Raw genomic sequence first — 17,776 nt, forward strand, 5'->3', positions numbered from 1 at the left:
GGGGGCGCGGGTGGCGCTGCTGGCGCTGGGCACGCGCCTGTCCGAGGCGCTGAAGGCGGCCGACCTGCTGGAGGCCGAGGGCATCGCCGTGACGGTGGCGGATGCGCGCTTTGCCAAGCCGCTGGACACGGCGATGATCCTGGACCTGGCGGCGAACCACGAGGTTCTGGTGACGCTGGAGGAGGGCTCGGTGGGCGGCTTCGGCGCCATGGTGCTGCACCTGCTGGCCGAGCGCGGTGCGCTCGATGCCGGCCGGGTGCGGGTGCGCACGCTGACCCTGCCGGACAGCTACCAGGACCACAACGCGCCGGACGCGATGTACGCCGAGGCCGGCCTCGACGCCGCCGGCATCCTCAACACCGTCAAGGCCGCCCTGCCCGAACGGAAGGCCGGGCAGTCGGGTCGCCTGCGCCTCGCCTGATCCGCTGCCGGCGTATGACGGCCGCCCGGGCTTTGCGGCCCGGGTGTGTCTCCGTTGCGCTTGTCCGGCAGCGATTTCGATGACAAAAGCGCGCCATCCATGGGTCCGAAGTTAGCTTCGGGCCCGGCGCTCGCATAAGATCCTCAGACCCTTACGAGAGAAATGCCACAGGCGACCCCTTCCGGCCCGTTCGATGCCGGCCCGGTTCTCATCACGGGCGCGAGCGGTTTCCTGGGAGCGGCCCTGGTCGACGTCTTCCGCAAGGCAGGCTTTCCCGTGCGGATCATGGTGCGGGCCACCTCCCCGCGCACCAACCTGACCTGGACCGACGTCGAAATCGTCGAGGGCGACATGCGCGATCGCGCCGCCGTCGCACGGGCCCTCCAGGGGCAGCGCTATCTTATCCACGCCGCCGCCGATTACCGCCTCTGGGCACCCGATCCGGAAGAGATCGTAGCGACCAACCGCGACGGTGCCGTCATCCTGATGGAAGAGGCTCTGCGCGCCGGCATCGAACGGATAGTCTATACGTCGAGCGTCGCCACCATCAAGCCGCACGACGATGGCACTCCGGCGGACGAGACCCGGCCCCTGACCCCCGGCACGGCCATCGGCGCCTACAAGCGCAGCAAGGTCGTGTCCGAGCGCGTGGTCGAGGAGATGGCGGCTCGCAACGGCCTGCCCGTGGTCATCGTCAATCCGTCGACTCCGATCGGCCCGCGCGACGTCAAGCCGACCCCGACCGGCCGCATCATCCTCGAAGCCGCGCTCGGACGGATGCCGGCCTTCGTCGATACCGGGCTGAACCTGGCCCATGTCGACGACGTGGCGGCCGGGCACCTGCTGGCGCTCCGGCACGGTCGGACCGGCGAGCGCTACATCCTCGGCGGAGAGAACGTGCTTCTGTCGCAGATGCTGGCCGACATCGCCGGCATGGTCGGCCGCAAAGCCCCGACCGTGAACCTGCCGCGGGCGGTGGTCTACCCGATCGCCTTCGTCTCCGAGCAGATCGCGCGGTTCACCGGCAAGGCCCCCTTCGCCACCATCGACGGCATCCGGATGTCGCGCTACCGGATGTTCTTCTCCGACGCGAAGGCACGGGCCGAACTCGGCTACACCGCCCGGCCCTACGCACAGGGCCTGTCCGACGCGATCGCCTGGTTCCGCCAGGAGGGACGCCTGCCATGAGCGCGACGATCCACACCGCCACCGAGGCGCGGACCGGCAAGGGCTATCGCGACGAGAACTTCCCCGTCGCCTCGCACCTGATCCATCCCAAGCATCGCGGTGCGATCCTGGCGTTCTACGACTTCGTCCGCGCCGGCGACGACGTCGCCGATCATACCGGTCTGAATCCGGAGCGGAAGATCGAACTCCTCGACGCCCTGGCCGACGACCTGACGGGCACCCGTCCGACCGATTCGGCTGCCGAGCCCCTGCGGCGGGAACTGGCGGCGCGCGGGCTTCCCCCAACGCATGCCCTCGAACTCCTCGAGGCTTTCCGGCTCGACGCGCGCAAGAACCGCTACGCCGACTGGAACGAGCTGATCGCCTATTGCCGCCTCTCGGCCATGCCGGTCGGCCGCTACGTCCTGGACGTGCATGGCGAAAACCGCAGCGTGGTCTGGGGGCCGTCCGATGCGATCTGCGCCGCCCTTCAGATCATCAACCACCTGCAGGATTGCGGGAAGGATTTTCGCGCCATCGATCGGGTCTACCTGCCGCAGGAGACCCTCGACGCGCATGGCGCCGCGATCTCGGAGCTGTCTGCCGACAAAGCATCGCCGGCGCTCCGGGGCGCGATCCGGGAACTGGCGGAGCGCACCATGGGGCTGCTCGAGGAGGGCGCGGTGCTGCCCGATCTCATCGCCGATCTGCGCCTCAGCCTGGAGATCGCTGCGATCCACCGCCTCGCCGTCGTGCTGTGCCGGGGCCTGATGGAGCGCGACCCTCTGAGCGAGAAGGTGCACCACGGCAAAGCCGCCTTCGCGCTGACCGCGCTCGGCGGCATCGCCACCACCCTCGCGCGTCGTCCCCTGCGCGGCCGAACGCTGCGGGTTCAAGCCGCGAAAGTGGCACGGGAGAGCCGGGCATGAGCGCCACCCTGTCCCCCGCCGCCGAATCCGCGTCTCCTCAGGTCGACGCCCTCCCGGCAAAGTCGTCCTCGTTCTATACGGCGATGCGCCTCCTGCCGCCCGATCGCCGCGCGGCGATGTACGCGGTCTACGCCTTCTGCCGGGCTGTCGACGACGTCGCCGACGACGGCGGGCCCGCGCCCGTCCGCGCCGCCGAACTCGACCGCTGGCGCGCCGAGATCGATGCACTCTATGCCGGCCGCCCGACGCCGCGGGTGCAAGACCTCGTCGTACCCATCCGCCGCTACGGCCTCCTGCGCGAAGACTTCCAGGCGGTGATCGACGGCATGGCGATGGATGCCTTCGAAGACATCATCGCCCCCGACGAGGCGACCCTGGACCTCTATTGCGACCGGGTCGCCAGCGCCGTCGGTCGCCTGTCCGTCCGAATCTTCGGCCTGTCCGAGCAGGAGGGCATCGCGCTTGCCCATCACGAGGGCCGCGCTCTCCAGCTCACCAACATCCTGCGCGACATCGACGAGGACGCTGCGCGCAATCGCCTATACCTGCCGCGCGAGAAGCTGGCCGCCATCGGCCTCACCGCGCCGACGCCCCAGGCCGCCATCGATCATCCGCGAATCGGCGAGGTCTGCATCGCCGTGGCCGGTGAGGCCGAAGCGCATTACGCCAAGACTTGGGACATCATCGCGAAGTGCCCGCGCAAGGTCACCAAGGCGCCGCGCCTGATGGCGGCGGCCTATCGGCTCTACCTCGACGCTGTCCTGGCGCGGGGCTGGGCCAAGCCGCGGGCGCGGGTCAAGCCCGGCAAGCTCGCGCTTCTCGGCGTCGTCCTCCGGCACGGGATCGTCTGATGGTGGGAACGGTCCACGTCGTCGGGGCGGGTCTCGCCGGGCTGTCCGCCGCCGTCTCGCTGGTCGATCGCGGGGCGCGCGTCGTCGTGCACGAGGCGGCCAAGCAAGCTGGCGGCCGCTGCCGCTCGTACTACGATCCGACCCTCGGCCTTACCATCGACAACGGCAACCACCTGCTGCTGTCTGGGAATACCTCGGCGCTCGCCTTCATGCGCACGATCGGCGCCCCGGAGAGTGCCTTGTCCGGGCCGGACGAAGCGGCGTTTCCCTTCGCCGACCTGAAGACCGGCGAGCGTTGGACCCTGCGCCCCAATGCCGGCCGGGTGCCGTGGTGGGTGCTTCAGGCCTCCCGCCGGGTGCCCGGCACCGCAGCGCGCGACTACCTGGCGCCTCTCGGTATCCTGAAGGCAGCGGCCGGCAAGGCGCCGGGCCAGGGTGGCACCATCGGCGAGAGCATGACCTGCGAAGGCACGCTCTACGATCGGCTGTGGCACCCCGTCCTGCTCGCGGCCCTGAACACCGACCCGAAGGAAAGTGACACCGGCCTTGCGGCCACCATCCTGCGCGAGACGCTGGGCGCCGGCGGCAAGGCGTGCCGGCCCCTCGTTGCAGTCGGTGGCCTGTCGGCCGCCTTCGTCGATCCCGCCATCGATTATCTCACCCGGCGGGGGACGGAGTTGCGCTTCGGCCACCGCCTGCGCAGCCTTGTCCTCGGCGCCGGCCGCATCGACGGCCTCGTCTTCAGCGACGAAACTATCACCCTGGCACCGGAGGATGCGGTCGTCGTCGCGCTGCCGCCGTGGGTCGCGTGCGACCTGCTGCCGGGCCTGCCGGCCCCGCAGAGCCACCGTTCGATCGTGAACGCGCATTTTGCTGTGGTCCCGCCGCCGGGTGCGCCGTTAATTCTGGGTGTGGTGAACGGTATCACGGAGTGGCTGTTTGCTTATCCGGATCGTCTGTCCGTGACCATCAGCGGAGCGGATCGTCTCTTGGATGTGCCGCGCGAGGATTTGGGACGTCAGATCTGGTCGGAGATCGTAACTTTAACCGGACTTGCACCCGAACTGCCAAGCTGGCAGATCGTCAAGGAGAAGCGGGCGACCTTCGCGGCAACGCCCGCCGAGGCCGCGCGGCGTTCCGGCGCCGTGACGGCTCATGAAAATCTCGTCCTGGCAGGCGACTGGACCGCGACCGGCCTGCCATCGACGATCGAGGGAGCCATCCGTTCAGGAACGACCGCCGCGCTGGCCCTCGCCAAGAGGACAGACACGTGCGGACAAGCACGAGCGCGCGGCGCGGCGTGAGATAAGGCGGCCGCCTGGGCGGCCTGTGAGGCGAGGACGATGCGGGACGCATACAGGAAGGTCGAGGCGCTGCAGCGCCCGAAAACGCAGGAGATCTCCCTCGAGGACGTCGATCGTGGCGTCGTGCGTGCAACCCAGGCCCTGACGGCGCTGTCGCACGAGGACGGCCATCTGTGCTTCGAGCTCGAAGCCGATGCGACCATTCCGTCCGAATACATCATGTTCCACCAGTTCCGCGCCACCGAGATCGCGCCCGAGCTGGAAAACAAGATCGGCAATTACCTGCGCCGCACACAGGGTAAGCACGGTGGCTGGGCCCTGGTCCATGATGGGCCGTTCGACATGAGCGCCAGCGTGAAGGCCTATTTCGCCCTCAAGATGAGTGGCGACTCGATCGAGGCGCCCCATATGCGCCGCGCCCGCGAGGCCATCCTGTCCCGCGGCGGCGCCGCGAATTCCAACGTCTTCACCCGGTTCCTGCTCGCGCTTTACGGCGAGGTGCCCTGGCGTGCCGTGCCGGTGATGCCCGTCGAGATCATGCACCTGCCGAAGTGGTTCCCCTTCCACCTCGACAAGGTCTCCTACTGGGCCCGCTGCGTCATCGTGCCGATGCTGGTGATTCAGGCGAAGAAGCCGCGCGCCCGCAACCCGCGCGGAATCGGCATTCCGGAGCTGTTCGTCGCTCCGCCTGAGACCGTCCGCACCTGGCCCGGGAGCCCGCACGCGACCTGGCCGTGGACGCCGATCTTCGGGGCCATCGACCGGATGCTCCAGGTCACACAGGACTACTTCCCCAAGAAGCGCCGGGCGCGCGCGATGGACAAGGCCGTGGCCTGGGTCAGCGAGCGCCTGAACGGCGACGACGGTCTCGGCGCAATCTTCCCCGCCATGGTCAACACCGTGTTGATGTACGAAGTGCTCGGCTACCCGGCGGACCATCCGCAAGTGCGGATCGCCTGCGAGGCGATCGAGAAGCTCGTCGTCGTCAAGGAGCATGAGGCCTACGTCCAGCCCTGCCTATCACCGGTCTGGGATACGGCGCTGGCCGGCCACGCCCTGCTGGAAGCCGGCGGCCCGGATGCCGAACATCAGGCCCGGCGCGGCCTCGACTGGCTGAAGCCGCTCCAGGTCCTCGACATCAAGGGCGACTGGGCGGCCGGTCGGCCGAACGTGCGTCCCGGCGGCTGGGCTTTCCAATACGCGAACCCGCACTTTCCGGACCTCGACGACACCGCCGTCGTCGTCATGGCGATGGATCGCGCCACGCGCCAGCACGGCCTCGTCGCCGATGTCCCGGATTACGGCAACGCCATCGCCCGCGCGCGCGAGTGGGTCGAGGGTCTTCAGTCGAGCGACGGCGGCTGGGCTGCCTTCGACGCGGACAACAACCATCATTACCTCAATCACATCCCGTTCTCGGATCACGGCGCCCTGCTCGATCCTCCGACGGCCGACGTCACCGCCCGCGTCGTCTCGATGCTGGCCCAGCTTGGCGAGACTCGGGAAAGCTCGAAGGCCCTCGATCGCGGCGTGACCTACCTGCTGAACGACCAGGAAGAGGACGGCTCCTGGTATGGCCGCTGGGGCATGAACTTCATCTACGGAACATGGTCCGTGCTGTGCGCGCTCAACGCCGCCGGCGTCGATCCGGCTGCGCCGGAGATCCGCAAGGCGGTCGCCTGGCTGATCCGCATCCAGAACCCGGACGGCGGCTGGGGCGAGGACGCCTCGTCCTACAAGATCGACCCTGCTTTCGAGCCCGGCTACTCCACCGCCTCGCAGACGGCCTGGTCGCTACTCGCCCTGATGGCAGCAGGCGAAGCCGATGACCCGGCGGTGACGCGTGGCATCAACTACCTGACCCGCACTCAGGGCGGGGACGGCTTCTGGTCCGAAGAGCGCTACACCGCAACCGGCTTCCCGCGCGTGTTTTACCTGCGCTATCACGGCTACCCGAAGTTCTTCCCCCTCTGGGCTATGGCCCGCTACCGGAACCTCCAGCGCAGCAACACCCGCAAGGTCGCCTTCGGGATGTGATGGGCGCAGCGATGGGTCGGACGGTGTGCTCGTTGGAAAGGGGCTTGATCCTGCGAAACGGGTGAGTCTCTCGCTGTATTGCGCCCCTCCCCTACCGACGGTCGCACTCTCCTCCGCCGCGGATCTCAAGCCTGTCCGAAATCCATTGAGCTTGTGCAAAGTGAACCGCGCTCTGCTTTGCAGAGCGCGGAGGGGTGAGTTCCCGCGATTCACAGAGGGGTGAGGGAGCGATAAGCATCGAACGGGATGCGGGAATCGGATCGCCGGCCTCGCTTGACCCGTCCGGCATCCGAAGGCGCCGAGCGATGAACGCCAAGGCAACACAGGTCGGGTGACGGCATGGTTTCAAACTCCGCATCCGGCGCACAGCCCGTACTCGCCGTGACCGGGCTGGCCAAGGAGGCGCGCCTCGCCTCAGGCGACGACGTTGTTGCCATCGGTGCGGGCGGGAATCCCGAACGCCTGCGTCGCATGCTGGCGGATCGTCTATCCCCGGAGTGCCGCGCGGTCGTCAGCATCGGTATCGCTGGTGGTCTCGATCCCGACCTGGAGCCGGGCGACGTCCTGATCGCGAGCGCCATCGTCACCGCCGAGGCACGCTACCCGACCGATCCGGCCATCGTGGCCGCCTGGGAACGGGCCCTTGCGGGAATTGGCGTATCGGTCCGCACCACTGCCATCGCCGGGGTGGACGCCGCCGTGCTCAGCGTCGCGGCCAAAGCCTCGCTTCGGACTGCGACCGCCTGCGCCGCGGTCGACATGGAATCGCACGTGGCAGCGGCCTTCGCGCAGGCGCACGGGTTGCCGTTCGCGGCTCTCCGGGTCGTTTGCGACCCGGCCGAGCGGGCGATCCCGGCCTTCGCCGCCACGGCCCTGAAGCCGAACGGTGAGCCCGATATCCTCGCCGTTCTCGGCGCCGTCGCGCGCCAGCCCGGCCAAGTCGGTGCCCTGATCCGGCTCGCCCGCGATTCCGGACGTGCCTTCCAGAGCCTCAAGCACTGCCGCACCCGCCTCGGCACCGCCCTCGGGGTTCCGGACGGCCCGCGTCTTGTCCCGCGATAGACGGACCTTCGAAGAGAATCATCTGTCGCGCGTCCCGCAAGGTACTGCCCTTGCCGGGGTAGGGCGGAAGACAATCCGTCGGCTGACTTTCGCACCGAAGACAAGGTCGGCAAAAGCCGTTCGCTGATCGGTCGGGCTCACGATGCGGCACATCACACGGGCGGCTTCTCACCGAACATTAACCGAATCCGCGCCATCAGGAGGATGGGATAAGGTCCCGCCAGGGCCAGGACATGACGTCGATCTCCGCACAGGCCGGGACATTTCCGCCATCGCCGCGCCTTCGTGCACACGAGGACATCGCGGCGCGGACGGCAGCCGGCACCCTCAGCAGCGCCGATCAGACTGCCCTGAACACCGCGGTCGACTCGATCGATGCCGCGCTGACGCAGGGCATCGGCAGTGGCCCTGAGGCGGCGCGCCTGGACCCGTCCGGCCTGCGAACGCGCATCGTTGACCTGATCGGCCGGCAGGTCGAGAGCGGAGCGCTCACCGGCGACCAAGCCCGAACCCTGAACTCGGTCCTGCGGGGCGACCCGGACCCGTCCCAAACGGATGGGGCGCCTCGGGTAGCATCGGAATCCGCAACGGTCGGTCCGTCCGGCCAGAGCACCGGTGATCTGCTCGCCACTTTCGTGAAGCAGTTGCAGGTCCGGCAGGACCAGGGGGCGTCCTACGGTGCCACTGGTGCCCGCACGGTCTCGGCTGCGGCCGGCGCATTGCTGATGAACTTCAAGGTGTAGCGGCCGCCCGGTCAGGCGGCGCGGGTCGCCGCATCCTGATCGGGCGCGGGGCCCCGGCGGACCGCCTCGGCTTCCCGGCACAAAGCGGCGGCGAGGCCGCGGGCTCGCTCGACCCACAGGTCGCGCTCCCGACAAAGCGACTCGCACCGGTTCTGCGCCTGTGCCTCAGCGATGCGCGCGTCGTCGAGTGCACCGCGCAGCTCAGTGGTTCGGCGACGCTCCTCGGCAAGGGCCTGACGCAGCACCGCCAGGGCGGAAGCATCCCGCTCGACGGTCCCCCTCTCGATCGGTGCATGCAGGTCAGGCCGAAGCTCGGAAACCTCGGCGCGGACCCGGTCGGCGTCGAAGGCCGGGGCGGGCGAAGTCAGTCCCTCCTCCTCCAGGACCAGACCGTGCAGCATCCGGAAGATCGCATCGCCGTCGAGCCGTGACAGGTCGAACCCGCTTTCGCGCCCGAGGTCGCTCCATAGCGCCTCCCCCGCCGTGGCTCGCCCGACATAGGCCATCGACCAGTCAGCAAAGCCGCGGACCTCGGTTGGCCCGCATTCGAGGACGGTGACGTCGCCGTGCCGCTCGTCGCGCTGGATTCGCTCGAAGGTGCGCTCGACATCCTGGCGCGGCCCCTCCAGCACCTGCGCGAACGCGCCGCCGTTGAACATCAGGGCGCCGGTCACTCCGGCCGCGGCGTTGTTCCGCTGCGAGGCGGCGAGGATCTGGCTGACGGCGGCGTTCGCTTCGGCCTCCGGCACCGCCAACAGGTTCTTGCTGGCATAGACGAGTCGATAGAGCTGGGTCATGGCGGATTTCCGAAAGCGGGAGAGCGTCGTGGTTCGAGGCCCTACGCGTGGGCAAGGCCGTGCTGACCCCGGCTCGCGAAGAACGTGAGCAGGGCCTCGGCGGGGATCGGTCGACTGACGAGGTAGCCCTGGACATCGGTGCAGCCCTCGGCCCGGATGCGTCGCATCTGGTCCTCGGTCTCGACCCCTTCGGCCACGGTCGTCATCCCGAGGCTACGCCCGAGCCCCGCGATGGCGCGGATCACCGCATCGCCGTCCGGCTTGCGGGTGATGTCGGCCACGAAGGAGCGGTCGATCTTGATCTTGTCGAACGGGAACGACCGCAGGTAGCTCAGCGACGAGTAGCCGGTGCCGAAATCATCCATCGAGACGCGGATTCCCAGGGCGCGGAGGCGATGCAGGATGCGCAGCGTGCGCGCGTTCTCCTGCAGCAGGACGCCCTCGGTGATCTCGATCTCCAGGCGCTCGGCCGGCAGGCCCGAGCTCGCCAGGGCCGAGACGATCACCTCCACGAGCCGGTCGCCCTTGAACTGCGCTGGCGACACATTCACCGCGACGGTGATCGGTGCCGGCCAGGTTGCCGCGTCACGACAGGCTTGGCGGATCACCCATTCGCCGATGGGAACGATCAGGCCGATTTCCTCGGCGAGCGGGATGAAATCCGCCGGCGAAACGGTACCCCGCTCCGGGTGCTGCCAGCGCAGCAGCGCTTCGCAGCCGGTCAGGCGGTCACTGCCGAGATTCATCTGCGGCTGGTAATGCAGCGTGAACTCCCGCCGCCCCAGGGCTTGGCGCATGTCGAGTTCGAGGCGACGGCGGGCCTGCATGCGCGCATCCATTTCCGCCTCGAAGAAACGGAAAGTCCCGCGCCCCTCGAGCTTGGCCCGATAGAGAGCGAGGTCGGCGCATTTGAGGAGGCGGTCGGCATCCATCCCGTCCTCCGGAGCCAGAGCGACACCGACGCTGGCGCCGATGGTCAGAAGGTGGCCCTCGACCATGTAGGTGCGGCCGACGAGATCGACGATCCGTCGGGCCAGGGCGCGCGTCTCCTCGACGTTCGCGGGAGCGCTCTGGACCACGACGAACTCGTCGCCGCCAATGCGCGCGACGGTGTCACCAGGTCGAAGGGTGGCGCTGAGCCGGTCGCCGACCTTCGCCAAAAGGGCGTCACCGATGGCGTGGCCGAGGGTGTCGTTGACGGGCTTGAAGCGGTCGAGATCGACCAGCAGCACGGCGCAGCTGGCGGCGGAGGCGCCAACCCGCGCCAGCGCCTCCTCAAGGTGCTCGCGCAGATGGCGCCGGTTCGGCAGGCCGGTCAGCGGATCGAGGCGGGCATGGCTGCTGGCCGCAGCCTCGGCGGCACGGCGGGTGGTGACGTCCTCGAGGGTGACGGTCCAACGCGTGGCGGCGGCATTCCCGCAGCCGACCGGATGCAATCGAATGTCCACCGTCATCGCCGGACGTACGACCTCGAAGGCGACCGGCTCGTGGCGTTCGAAGGCCTGCCGTACCTGCGCGAAGAGAGCACGCGGATGAAGGGCGAGGAGGCGGCACAGGGCGCGAAGGGCCGACCGGGCAGTGGGATCGGTGGAGAGATCGAACGCGGTGAGAATATCGCGGGCCGGGTCCGTGCAGAGGATCACTCGCCCACCCTCGAACAGCAGAAATCCCTGTCGAACCACGTCGAGATAAGAGGCAAGGACGCCGGCTTCGGACCGGCAAGGCGCAGGGCCCGGCGAAGAAAAGGCCGTGAGACTCGAAACCGAACGCATGGTCGTGATGCTCCATCGGCCTACGCACAGCATGTCCGCGAGCCATGGATGCCACCGAGAAGTAAACGATCAGTTTTCGAATATTGCGATAAAGATGTTTTGAGATCGAAATCAGCGATTAAAAAATGTTCCAATTGTTGTTTTGATCAATACAACGCGTTCATCTACAAGAATTCATGCTGAAACGCATTCAGGCGATGCCTTGAACGAACTTAAGCTATTATAGAAAACGAACGATAATACTTTGGACCACGACGATACAAGGAGTTTTGAGCGTGGTCTCGCCGACACAATCGGGGGGTAAGGCATCGGCGAGACCCCGGTCACGCCCATGAAGGGGTAACGGGAATGATCGTGACGCAGACCCGACGATGACGCATTCACACACATCAATCGTCTTCGCGATGTCTGCTCAGAAAACGTCTGGGGCTTGCAGGAAGACCTCTCAGGTCTTGCCGTCACGGCGCGACGGAGTGCAGTCAGTACGAGGGATCGACATCCGCCAGCTGTCGGGCAATCCAGGCCTGCGCCTCTCGGAGGTCGGCGAAGATGGGCGCGTGCGGATCCTCGACGCGTCCGAACCCCGCCTCCAGGAACCAGTGACCCGCATGGGAATCATGCTCGCTGGAGAGCTGGACCAGTACGGCAACGAGAAGGCCGTCCTCGAAAACCAGACGGCTTTCGCGGTCGTTGCTGCCCGTCGCAATCTGCACGGGCTGAAGTTTCAGGGTCATGCTGCGGCCCGCGTTCCCAGGTGCAGGTACTTGGCATCGAATTCGGCGATCGACTTCAGTCGCTGACGGTCGAGAATCCTCAGGGTCCTCCCCTTGAGTTCAATCACGCCCTGGCGCCTGAGTTCCTGAAGCGACCGATTCACGTGCACGTTCGACAAGCCGACCGTGTCGGCCAGGTCGAGCTGCGTCACGGGAAACTCGTAGGTGTCCTCGCTCGCAAATCCCACGACCTGCAACCGGAGCAGCAGTTCGCAGAACAGGTGAGCGATGCGTTCGATCGCCGACCGGCACCCGACATTGACCAGCCACTCGCGCAAGGTCGCCTCATCGACCAGGGTGGACATCCGCAACGAGCGCGCAATGGCCGGATGCTCCTCCATCAGGCGCTTCACCACGTCGAGGGGAAGGCGCACCACGCGGCAGGCGGACAGGGTGGTGATGGTGTGGTCCATCCGCGAGAGCAGCGCCACATCGAGGTCACAGGCGTCGCCCGGCACCAGATAGGCGGTGATCTGCCGAGCGCCGTTCGCCCGATGCTTCTGCCGGCAGGCAATGCCTTCCATGATGAGGATGACGCCATCCGGTGCGTCGCCCTCCCGGATCAGGTCGACGCGGGGCCCAATCAGATGGCCGCTGGCACTGACGCTCTTGAGGATGGCTCGGTCCTGATCCGAGAGGGGACCGAACCCTTCGAGCTTCCGGATCAACGGGTTCATGGCATCGAGAGGCGGGGTCGAGGAATTTGATGACAAGACGGTGTCCGTAATCTTGGCAACGGGTGTCGGATCTCGCTTACGCGAGTCCCGAGGTGCGGCGATCAGCGGCTGAGCGGTTGCCCTGCGATCCGGGACGAAAACGGGCGGAGCGAAGCCCCAGGCGATCGCCGCCGATACCAGGCGCGTCGTCGATCCAGAGAGTCCAGGTCACGGTCTTCCATGCCACGCACGTGCAGATAGGTCGCACACAATCAATCTCGTTCTAACTCGGAGAACGAGCGGTTGTAAGCACCGCCAACGCATTTGTATGATTTCAAACACTTAACCTATGTTTATCAGATGATCCAAGATCGTTTTCATGCGCCGATTGGAAGATCACCATCTTTCATTGATCTAATGTTGATCTTTGGATATGGCCGCGCAGTGGAGGGTGGGGCTCTGTTCTCTTACCCAGGAGAGCAGGACTCGGGCCTTTACGAATGCAAATCTTACCTCGTAACCGTCTGTTGCGAACGCTCTCGGTGGGCGACTGGACGTTGCTGCAGCCGCGGCTGCGTCCGGCCGCGTTGACGGTTCGTCAAGTCCTGGTCCATCCCGACACGGCGCCCGATCGGGTCTACTTCGTGGAATCGGGACTGGTTTCGATCATCATGCAGATCGGATCGACCCGGCTCGAAGTGGGGATGATCGGACCGGAGGGCCTCATCGGAGCCTCGACCCTGATGCTGGGTGCGGAGACGTCGCCCTACGAGCATATCGTTCAGATTGCAGGGTCAGCACTGGCGATCGAGGTGGCGGACATGGCCGCAGCGATCGCGGAAGGGCCCGGCCTGCGCAAGCCGGTGCTACGCTTTCTCGAGGCCGAACTGTTCCAGGCCCGGCAGACCGCCTTCGTCAATGCCAGTTTCGGCATCGAGGCGCGGCTCGCCCGCTGGCTGCTGATGTGCCACGACCGCGTCGACGGCGACGAACTCCTCCTGACGCACGAGGTGCTGGCGGTGATGCTGGGCGTACAGCGCCCCGGAGTGACTCTGGCAGTCCAGAATCTCGAAGGCGCTGGGTCGATCCGCGCTCGTCGCGGCCGCATCACCATCCTGGATCGGACTCAGTTGCGTGTCGCGGCCGGCGAAAGCTACGGGGTTGCCGAAGCGACCTACGAGCGCCTGTTCGCCAAAGCCTAGAGTTTGTCAGGGATCACTGGAAACCGGTTATCCCGGCACGGCAAACGAGAACAAAAGTCTCGCGGCGCCGCCCCGCCTTCCCGTCCGCAGCGACCGGACGTTCAGCGCTGTCGATCCCGAAATCCGTCGAACTGCCCGAAATCCGTCGAACTGACGGTGAGGAGACGTCCGTGGGATAAGAGCAACGTTAGAATTCGAACGCCCGGGATGCGAGACTGCGAGGGGCCCGTCAGCCAGACGCTCCGTCAAGCATCCCACGCCTCGTTTGATCCCCAGTGACCACCGGCGCGTCAGGTGTCGTCGGCCGTGGCCCGCGTCGATGCGGTCGGCTCGGCATCTGCCAGAGAGGGAACGTAGGCGCACCAAGCGCACTGGCCGTTCGTTGTCCCACGGGGCGTATTGGCTTGAGAGCAGAGCGGACAGACCGTGAGCAGAAGGCGTCCGTCCCGGAGGGTCGCGAGACCGCGCCCACGAAAAGTGATCTCGCTATCCTGTGAAATGATGTCGGTCTCAACCGTCCTGAATGGTTTCGCGAAGGCGATCGAGCGATGAACAGCGTGTAGGTTCATGCCAAGCTCGCGCGTTGCCGTGTCGGGCGAACACACGATGCTGCACCGCCGAGATAGCCCTATCGCAATGCCACAGGGGAACGGCACGATCCAGTGCCATTCCCCTGTCGCAATCGAATTTCATTCGGCAAGTCCCCGAAGCGCCACGACGACTGGGACCAGTACCCCCCAGCGCCCTCAGGCCGACGGCTCGGCGAGACGCGCACGATGGCGATCGAGTGCGGCGCGTAACTGGGGCAGGAATACCGAACGGTTGTCCCACCGCGTCACCGCTGCCTGGAGCCGGTCCAGGGCTCCGATCTGCGCGCTCAGCCCCTGAGCCTGCGCGAGATAAGCCCAGATCGCGTCCTCGGCCTCGCCGACATCGACGGGTTGCTCCGCCAGCATAAGGCTTTGAAAGCGTTGCAGCGTGTGCTCAAGATCGGCCATCAGCGAGATCCCCCGTGGATGCATCCCGGCACGGCGGTCCCACTGGCCCGAGGGCGGAGGGGGTTCGGCTCGCAGGCGCTCACGGTCGACGCCCCGCGCCGAGCAGGCTCGCGGCCGCGAGCCCGACGCCCGCCACCACCGCTGCCGTGGTCAGCGGATGAAGGGCGGAGCGGGTGTAGAAGCTGCGCCGCATCACGTAGCCCGGATGATCGCCGGCGACGCGCCCGCCGAGGCCCGCCTCGTAGAGCGCGCCGCCCCGGTTGCGGGCGGGTTCGTCGCGCTGCTGCTGCGCCGTCATCGTCCGTGCGATACGATCGAAGGCGCGCGGCGCCATGCGCTTCGACGCGCTCATCACCCGTCCGCCGCCGCCGATATAGATATCGCGTTGGGGATGCACCGCCGCGTGCACGATGGCGTTGGCCACCTCCTCGGTGCGGTAGATCGGCGGCGGCAGTTTCGGCTCGTGGTCGGTGTAGTTGCGCGCATTCTGGGGAAACGGTGTGTCGATCGAGGCCGGCTTGATCAGCGTGACCGCCACGGGCGCGCCCTCTTCCTCCAACTCGATGCGCAGGGCATCGGTGAAGCCTTTGATCGCGTGCTTGCTGGCGCAGTACATGCCCTGCAACGGGAAGGCGATGTCGGAGGCGACGCTGCCGAGGTTGATCAGCACGCCGCCCGAGCGCTTGAGGTGCGGCAGGGCCACCAGCGAACCGTAGACCAACCCCCAGAAATTGGTATGGAACAGGCGCTGGTGATCGGCATCGCTCACCTCTTCCAGGCGCCCGAAGATCGACAGGCCGGCATCATTGACCCAGGTGTCGATGCGCCCGAAGCGCTGGATCGCCCGGTCGGCCACGGCCTGAACCTGCGCGCGCTCGCCCACATCCGCCACCACGTGGGTCGCTTCGCCGCCCGCCGCTTCGATCTCGCGCGCGATTTCCGCCAGGACGTCGCCGTTGCGGGCGGTGAGCACCACCTTGGCGCCGGCCGCTGCGGCCATCCGGGCCGTGGAGAAGCCGATGCCGCTCGAAGCGCCGGTGATGACGATGACTTGCTGGTCGAGGGGCTTACGGGTGGCGAACATGCGGCCGGTCTCCTAAAAGCGTCGGTTCGATCGGGACTGCCGGTTCAACCGGTGCAGACCTCGCCGTGTTCAGCCGTTCCCACGAGGCCGTCGGCCCTGCGGTGTCCGGCTGGCGATGCGGGACTTGACCGTTTCGTGGCTATTGACCGATTTTTGGGCATCACTGCGCGAATCAGATAGGCGCTGCCGGACATGAAATCCGCGACGGCGTATCGGAGTGGATTGAATTCGAAAGACCGTTCGAGGTTGGCCCGATCCGTGCCAAGGTGCTCACGCCAGCGTGGGAAGTCGGCTTAAAAAGGATGCCTGCCTTGTTGAAGTCCACCGTGAAAGCGTTCGTGTCGGCAACCGCCTTGGCGGGGTGTCTCGGCCTCGGAACCGTCGCTCCGGCCGAGGCCGCCAACGTTTTCCGCTTTGCCTTCCAGGGCGACATCAAGTCCCTCGACCCCTACTCGCTGAAGGAAAGCTTCACCATCGGGATGCATGGTGCGGTCTTTGACTCGCTCATCACCCGCGACAAGGATCTCAAGCTGGCGCCGATGCTGGCGGAATCGTGGGAGAATCCGGAGCCGACGCGCTGGCGCTTCCACCTGCGCAAGGGCGTGAAGTTCCACGACGGTTCAGACTTCACCGCCGACGACGTGATCTTCTCGGCCACGCGCGTACGGGCGCCGGGCTCGAACTTCACCACCAACGTGCCGTCGGACGCCGAGTGGGTGAAGATCGACGACCACACCGTCGACATGAAACTCAAGAGCCCCAACCCGATCGCCCTGTACCAGTTCTCGACCTGGTACATCATGTCGAAATCCTGGGCCGAGAAGAACGGCGCCGTCGCCCCGACTCTGCCGAGCGCCACCTCCACCAGCTACGCCGCCCTGCATGAGAACGGCACCGGGCCGTTCATCATCACCGAGCACCAGCCCGGCGTGCGGACGGTGTTCAAGAAGAACCCGAACTACTGGGACAAGATCGAGTCGAACCTCGACGAGGCGGTCTTCACCACCATCCAGAACGACGCCACGCGCGTCGCGGCCTTGATCTCCGGCGAGGTCGACTGGATCGACCCGGTGCCGCTGCAGGACGCGCAGCGGGTCAATGGCAGCGGCACCGCGACGGTGATGGCCGGCCCCGAACTGCGCACCATCTTCCTCGGCATGGACCAGTCCCGCGACGAGCTGAAGGACTCGAACGTCAAGGGCAAGAACCCGTTCAAGGACGTGCGCGTGCGCGAGGCCTTCTACCGGGCCATCGACGAGGAGACCATCGCCAAGCGCGTCATGCGGGGCCAAGCGGCGCCCTCCGCCCTGCTGATCGCACCGGTGCTGTTTCCGCGCGCCTCCGAGTTCAAGCGGCCCGACTACGATCCGAAGCGCGCCAAGCAGCTCCTGACCGAAGCCGGCTATCCGGACGGCTTCTCGCTCGGCATGGATTGCCCCAACGACCGCTACGTCAACGACGAGGCGATCTGCCAAGCAGTCGTCTCGATGCTGGCCCGGGTCGGCGTCAAGGTGAACCTCAACGCACAGCCGAAGGCCAAATACTTCGCCAAGGTGCTGGCACCGGCCTACGACACCTCCTTCTACCTCGTCGGCTGGACCCCCTCCTCCCAGGATTCGCACAACATCCTGTTCGAGATCGCCGGTTGCCGGAACGGCTCCAAGCCGGGCCGCGGCAATTGGAACCTCGGCAATTACTGCAACCCGAAGGTCGATGCCCTCGCGGATTCCGTCGAGGCCGAGACCGACCAGACCAAGCGCAATGCCCAGATCAAGGAGGGCTTCGACACCATCCAGGCCGATTGGGGCTTCATCCCCCTGCACCAGCAGGCGCTCGCCTGGGGCGTTTCCAAGAAGGTCACCCTCACGGCGCGGCCTGACAACATGCTGATGCTGTACTGGGTCTCGAAGCAGCCGTGATCATTTTGGCGGTGCGGGTTCCGAACGCGTCCCCCTCCCCCTTGTGGGGTGGGGCTAGGGG

16 protein-coding genes are annotated in these 17,776 nt (G+C 66.7%); 10 read left to right on the top strand and 6 right to left on the bottom strand.

Annotation, left to right across the window (positions count from 1 at the left end; genetic code table 11):
• The 8 genes from J7U37_RS23610 to J7U37_RS23645 form a co-directional block, all read left to right on the top strand.
• Positions 1-421, top strand: a 421-nt coding sequence (locus tag J7U37_RS23610; RefSeq protein WP_282104142.1) for a transketolase C-terminal domain-containing protein, incomplete at its 5' end; no start/stop codon positions are given.
• 162 nt (positions 422-583) lie between these two features.
• Positions 584-1,609, top strand: a complete 1,026-nt coding sequence (gene hpnA, locus J7U37_RS23615) for a hopanoid-associated sugar epimerase (protein WP_247637311.1) — start codon at positions 584-586, stop codon at positions 1,607-1,609.
• Positions 1,606-2,517: a squalene synthase HpnC gene (gene hpnC, locus J7U37_RS23620; RefSeq protein ID WP_247637312.1), complete on the top strand. Its 912-nt coding sequence runs from the start codon at positions 1,606-1,608 to the stop codon at positions 2,515-2,517. The genes hpnA and hpnC overlap by 4 nt, the downstream gene beginning before the upstream one ends.
• Positions 2,514-3,368 (top strand): presqualene diphosphate synthase HpnD, encoded by an 855-nt coding sequence (hpnD, locus tag J7U37_RS23625; protein ID WP_247637313.1) that lies wholly within the window; start codon positions 2,514-2,516, stop codon positions 3,366-3,368. The genes hpnC and hpnD overlap by 4 nt, the downstream gene beginning before the upstream one ends.
• Positions 3,368-4,672, top strand: a complete 1,305-nt coding sequence (hpnE, locus tag J7U37_RS23630) for a hydroxysqualene dehydroxylase HpnE (protein WP_056481171.1) — start codon at positions 3,368-3,370, stop codon at positions 4,670-4,672. The genes hpnD and hpnE overlap by 1 nt, the downstream gene beginning before the upstream one ends.
• Positions 4,673-4,711: 39 nt before the next feature.
• Complete coding sequence (gene shc / locus J7U37_RS23635; RefSeq protein ID WP_247637314.1) at positions 4,712-6,709, top strand: squalene--hopene cyclase; 1,998 nt, start codon at positions 4,712-4,714, stop codon at positions 6,707-6,709.
• 339 nt (positions 6,710-7,048) lie between these two features.
• Positions 7,049-7,771 carry a phosphorylase gene (locus tag J7U37_RS23640; RefSeq protein WP_247637315.1) on the top strand — a complete coding sequence of 241 codons (723 nt, stop codon included), beginning with the start codon at positions 7,049-7,051 and terminating at the stop codon, positions 7,769-7,771.
• Between the two features lie 233 nt (positions 7,772-8,004).
• On the top strand, positions 8,005-8,514 hold the full coding sequence (locus tag J7U37_RS23645; protein ID WP_247637316.1) for a hypothetical protein: 510 nt from the start codon (positions 8,005-8,007) through the stop codon (positions 8,512-8,514).
• An 11-nt stretch (positions 8,515-8,525) separates the two neighbouring features.
• On the opposite strand, the gene J7U37_RS23650 is transcribed toward J7U37_RS23645, so the two are convergent.
• The 4 genes from J7U37_RS23650 to J7U37_RS23665 form a co-directional block, all read right to left on the bottom strand.
• On the bottom strand, positions 8,526-9,311 hold the full coding sequence (locus tag J7U37_RS23650) for a BLUF domain-containing protein (RefSeq protein WP_247637317.1): 786 nt from the start codon (positions 9,309-9,311) through the stop codon (positions 8,526-8,528).
• 41 nt (positions 9,312-9,352) lie between these two features.
• Positions 9,353-10,993 (bottom strand): EAL domain-containing protein, encoded by a 1,641-nt coding sequence (locus J7U37_RS23655; RefSeq protein ID WP_247637320.1) that lies wholly within the window; start codon positions 10,991-10,993, stop codon positions 9,353-9,355.
• Between the two features lie 569 nt (positions 10,994-11,562).
• The gene (locus J7U37_RS23660; RefSeq protein WP_056186687.1) at positions 11,563-11,817 is read right to left on the bottom strand and encodes a hypothetical protein; all 255 of its coding nucleotides are present in this window, start codon (positions 11,815-11,817) and stop codon (positions 11,563-11,565) included.
• Positions 11,814-12,569: a Crp/Fnr family transcriptional regulator gene (locus tag J7U37_RS23665; protein ID WP_247637318.1), complete on the bottom strand. Its 756-nt coding sequence runs from the start codon at positions 12,567-12,569 to the stop codon at positions 11,814-11,816. Before J7U37_RS23665 ends, J7U37_RS23660 begins: the two co-directional genes overlap by 4 nt.
• Positions 12,570-13,099: 530 nt before the next feature.
• On the opposite strand from J7U37_RS23665, the gene J7U37_RS23670 reads away from it, so the two are divergent.
• The gene (locus tag J7U37_RS23670) at positions 13,100-13,714 is read left to right on the top strand and encodes a Crp/Fnr family transcriptional regulator (RefSeq protein ID WP_338011508.1); all 615 of its coding nucleotides are present in this window, start codon (positions 13,100-13,102) and stop codon (positions 13,712-13,714) included.
• A gap of 746 nt (positions 13,715-14,460) precedes the next feature.
• Here the strand turns inward: J7U37_RS23670 and J7U37_RS23680 are convergent.
• Both J7U37_RS23680 and J7U37_RS23685 read right to left on the bottom strand, forming a co-directional pair.
• A complete protein-coding gene (locus J7U37_RS23680; RefSeq protein WP_056481153.1) occupies positions 14,461-14,712 on the bottom strand; it encodes a hypothetical protein in 252 nt (83 codons plus the stop codon).
• A 79-nt stretch (positions 14,713-14,791) separates the two neighbouring features.
• Positions 14,792-15,796: an SDR family oxidoreductase gene (locus J7U37_RS23685; RefSeq protein WP_247637319.1), complete on the bottom strand. Its 1,005-nt coding sequence runs from the start codon at positions 15,794-15,796 to the stop codon at positions 14,792-14,794.
• Positions 15,797-16,149: 353 nt separating this feature from the next.
• Between J7U37_RS23685 and J7U37_RS23690 the strand changes: the two genes are divergently transcribed.
• Positions 16,150-17,715: an ABC transporter substrate-binding protein gene (locus J7U37_RS23690; RefSeq protein WP_247637322.1), complete on the top strand. Its 1,566-nt coding sequence runs from the start codon at positions 16,150-16,152 to the stop codon at positions 17,713-17,715.
• Positions 17,716-17,776: the final 61 nt, after the last annotated feature.

Origin of the sequence: Methylobacterium sp. 37f (assembly GCF_023093475.1) — a bacterium.
In the GTDB taxonomy this organism is placed as follows: domain Bacteria; phylum Pseudomonadota; class Alphaproteobacteria; order Rhizobiales; family Beijerinckiaceae; genus Methylobacterium.

Excerpts from the sequence above, each read along its gene's own strand:
- hpnA (WP_247637311.1), top strand. The coding sequence starts at position 584 with ATGCCACAGGCGACCCCTTCCGGCCCGTTCGATGCCGGCCCGGTTCTC.
- hpnC (WP_247637312.1), top strand. The coding sequence starts at position 1,606 with ATGAGCGCGACGATCCACACCGCCACCGAGGCGCGGACCGGCAAGGGC.
- hpnD (WP_247637313.1), top strand. The coding sequence starts at position 2,514 with ATGAGCGCCACCCTGTCCCCCGCCGCCGAATCCGCGTCTCCTCAGGTC.
- hpnE (WP_056481171.1), top strand. The coding sequence starts at position 3,368 with ATGGTGGGAACGGTCCACGTCGTCGGGGCGGGTCTCGCCGGGCTGTCC.
- shc (WP_247637314.1), top strand. The coding sequence starts at position 4,712 with ATGCGGGACGCATACAGGAAGGTCGAGGCGCTGCAGCGCCCGAAAACG.
- J7U37_RS23640 (WP_247637315.1), top strand. The coding sequence starts at position 7,049 with ATGGTTTCAAACTCCGCATCCGGCGCACAGCCCGTACTCGCCGTGACC.
- J7U37_RS23645 (WP_247637316.1), top strand. The coding sequence starts at position 8,005 with ATGACGTCGATCTCCGCACAGGCCGGGACATTTCCGCCATCGCCGCGC.
- J7U37_RS23650 (WP_247637317.1), bottom strand. The coding sequence starts at position 9,311 with ATGACCCAGCTCTATCGACTCGTCTATGCCAGCAAGAACCTGTTGGCG.
- J7U37_RS23660 (WP_056186687.1), bottom strand. The coding sequence starts at position 11,817 with ATGACCCTGAAACTTCAGCCCGTGCAGATTGCGACGGGCAGCAACGAC.
- J7U37_RS23680 (WP_056481153.1), bottom strand. The coding sequence starts at position 14,712 with ATGGCCGATCTTGAGCACACGCTGCAACGCTTTCAAAGCCTTATGCTG.
- J7U37_RS23685 (WP_247637319.1), bottom strand. The coding sequence starts at position 15,796 with ATGTTCGCCACCCGTAAGCCCCTCGACCAGCAAGTCATCGTCATCACC.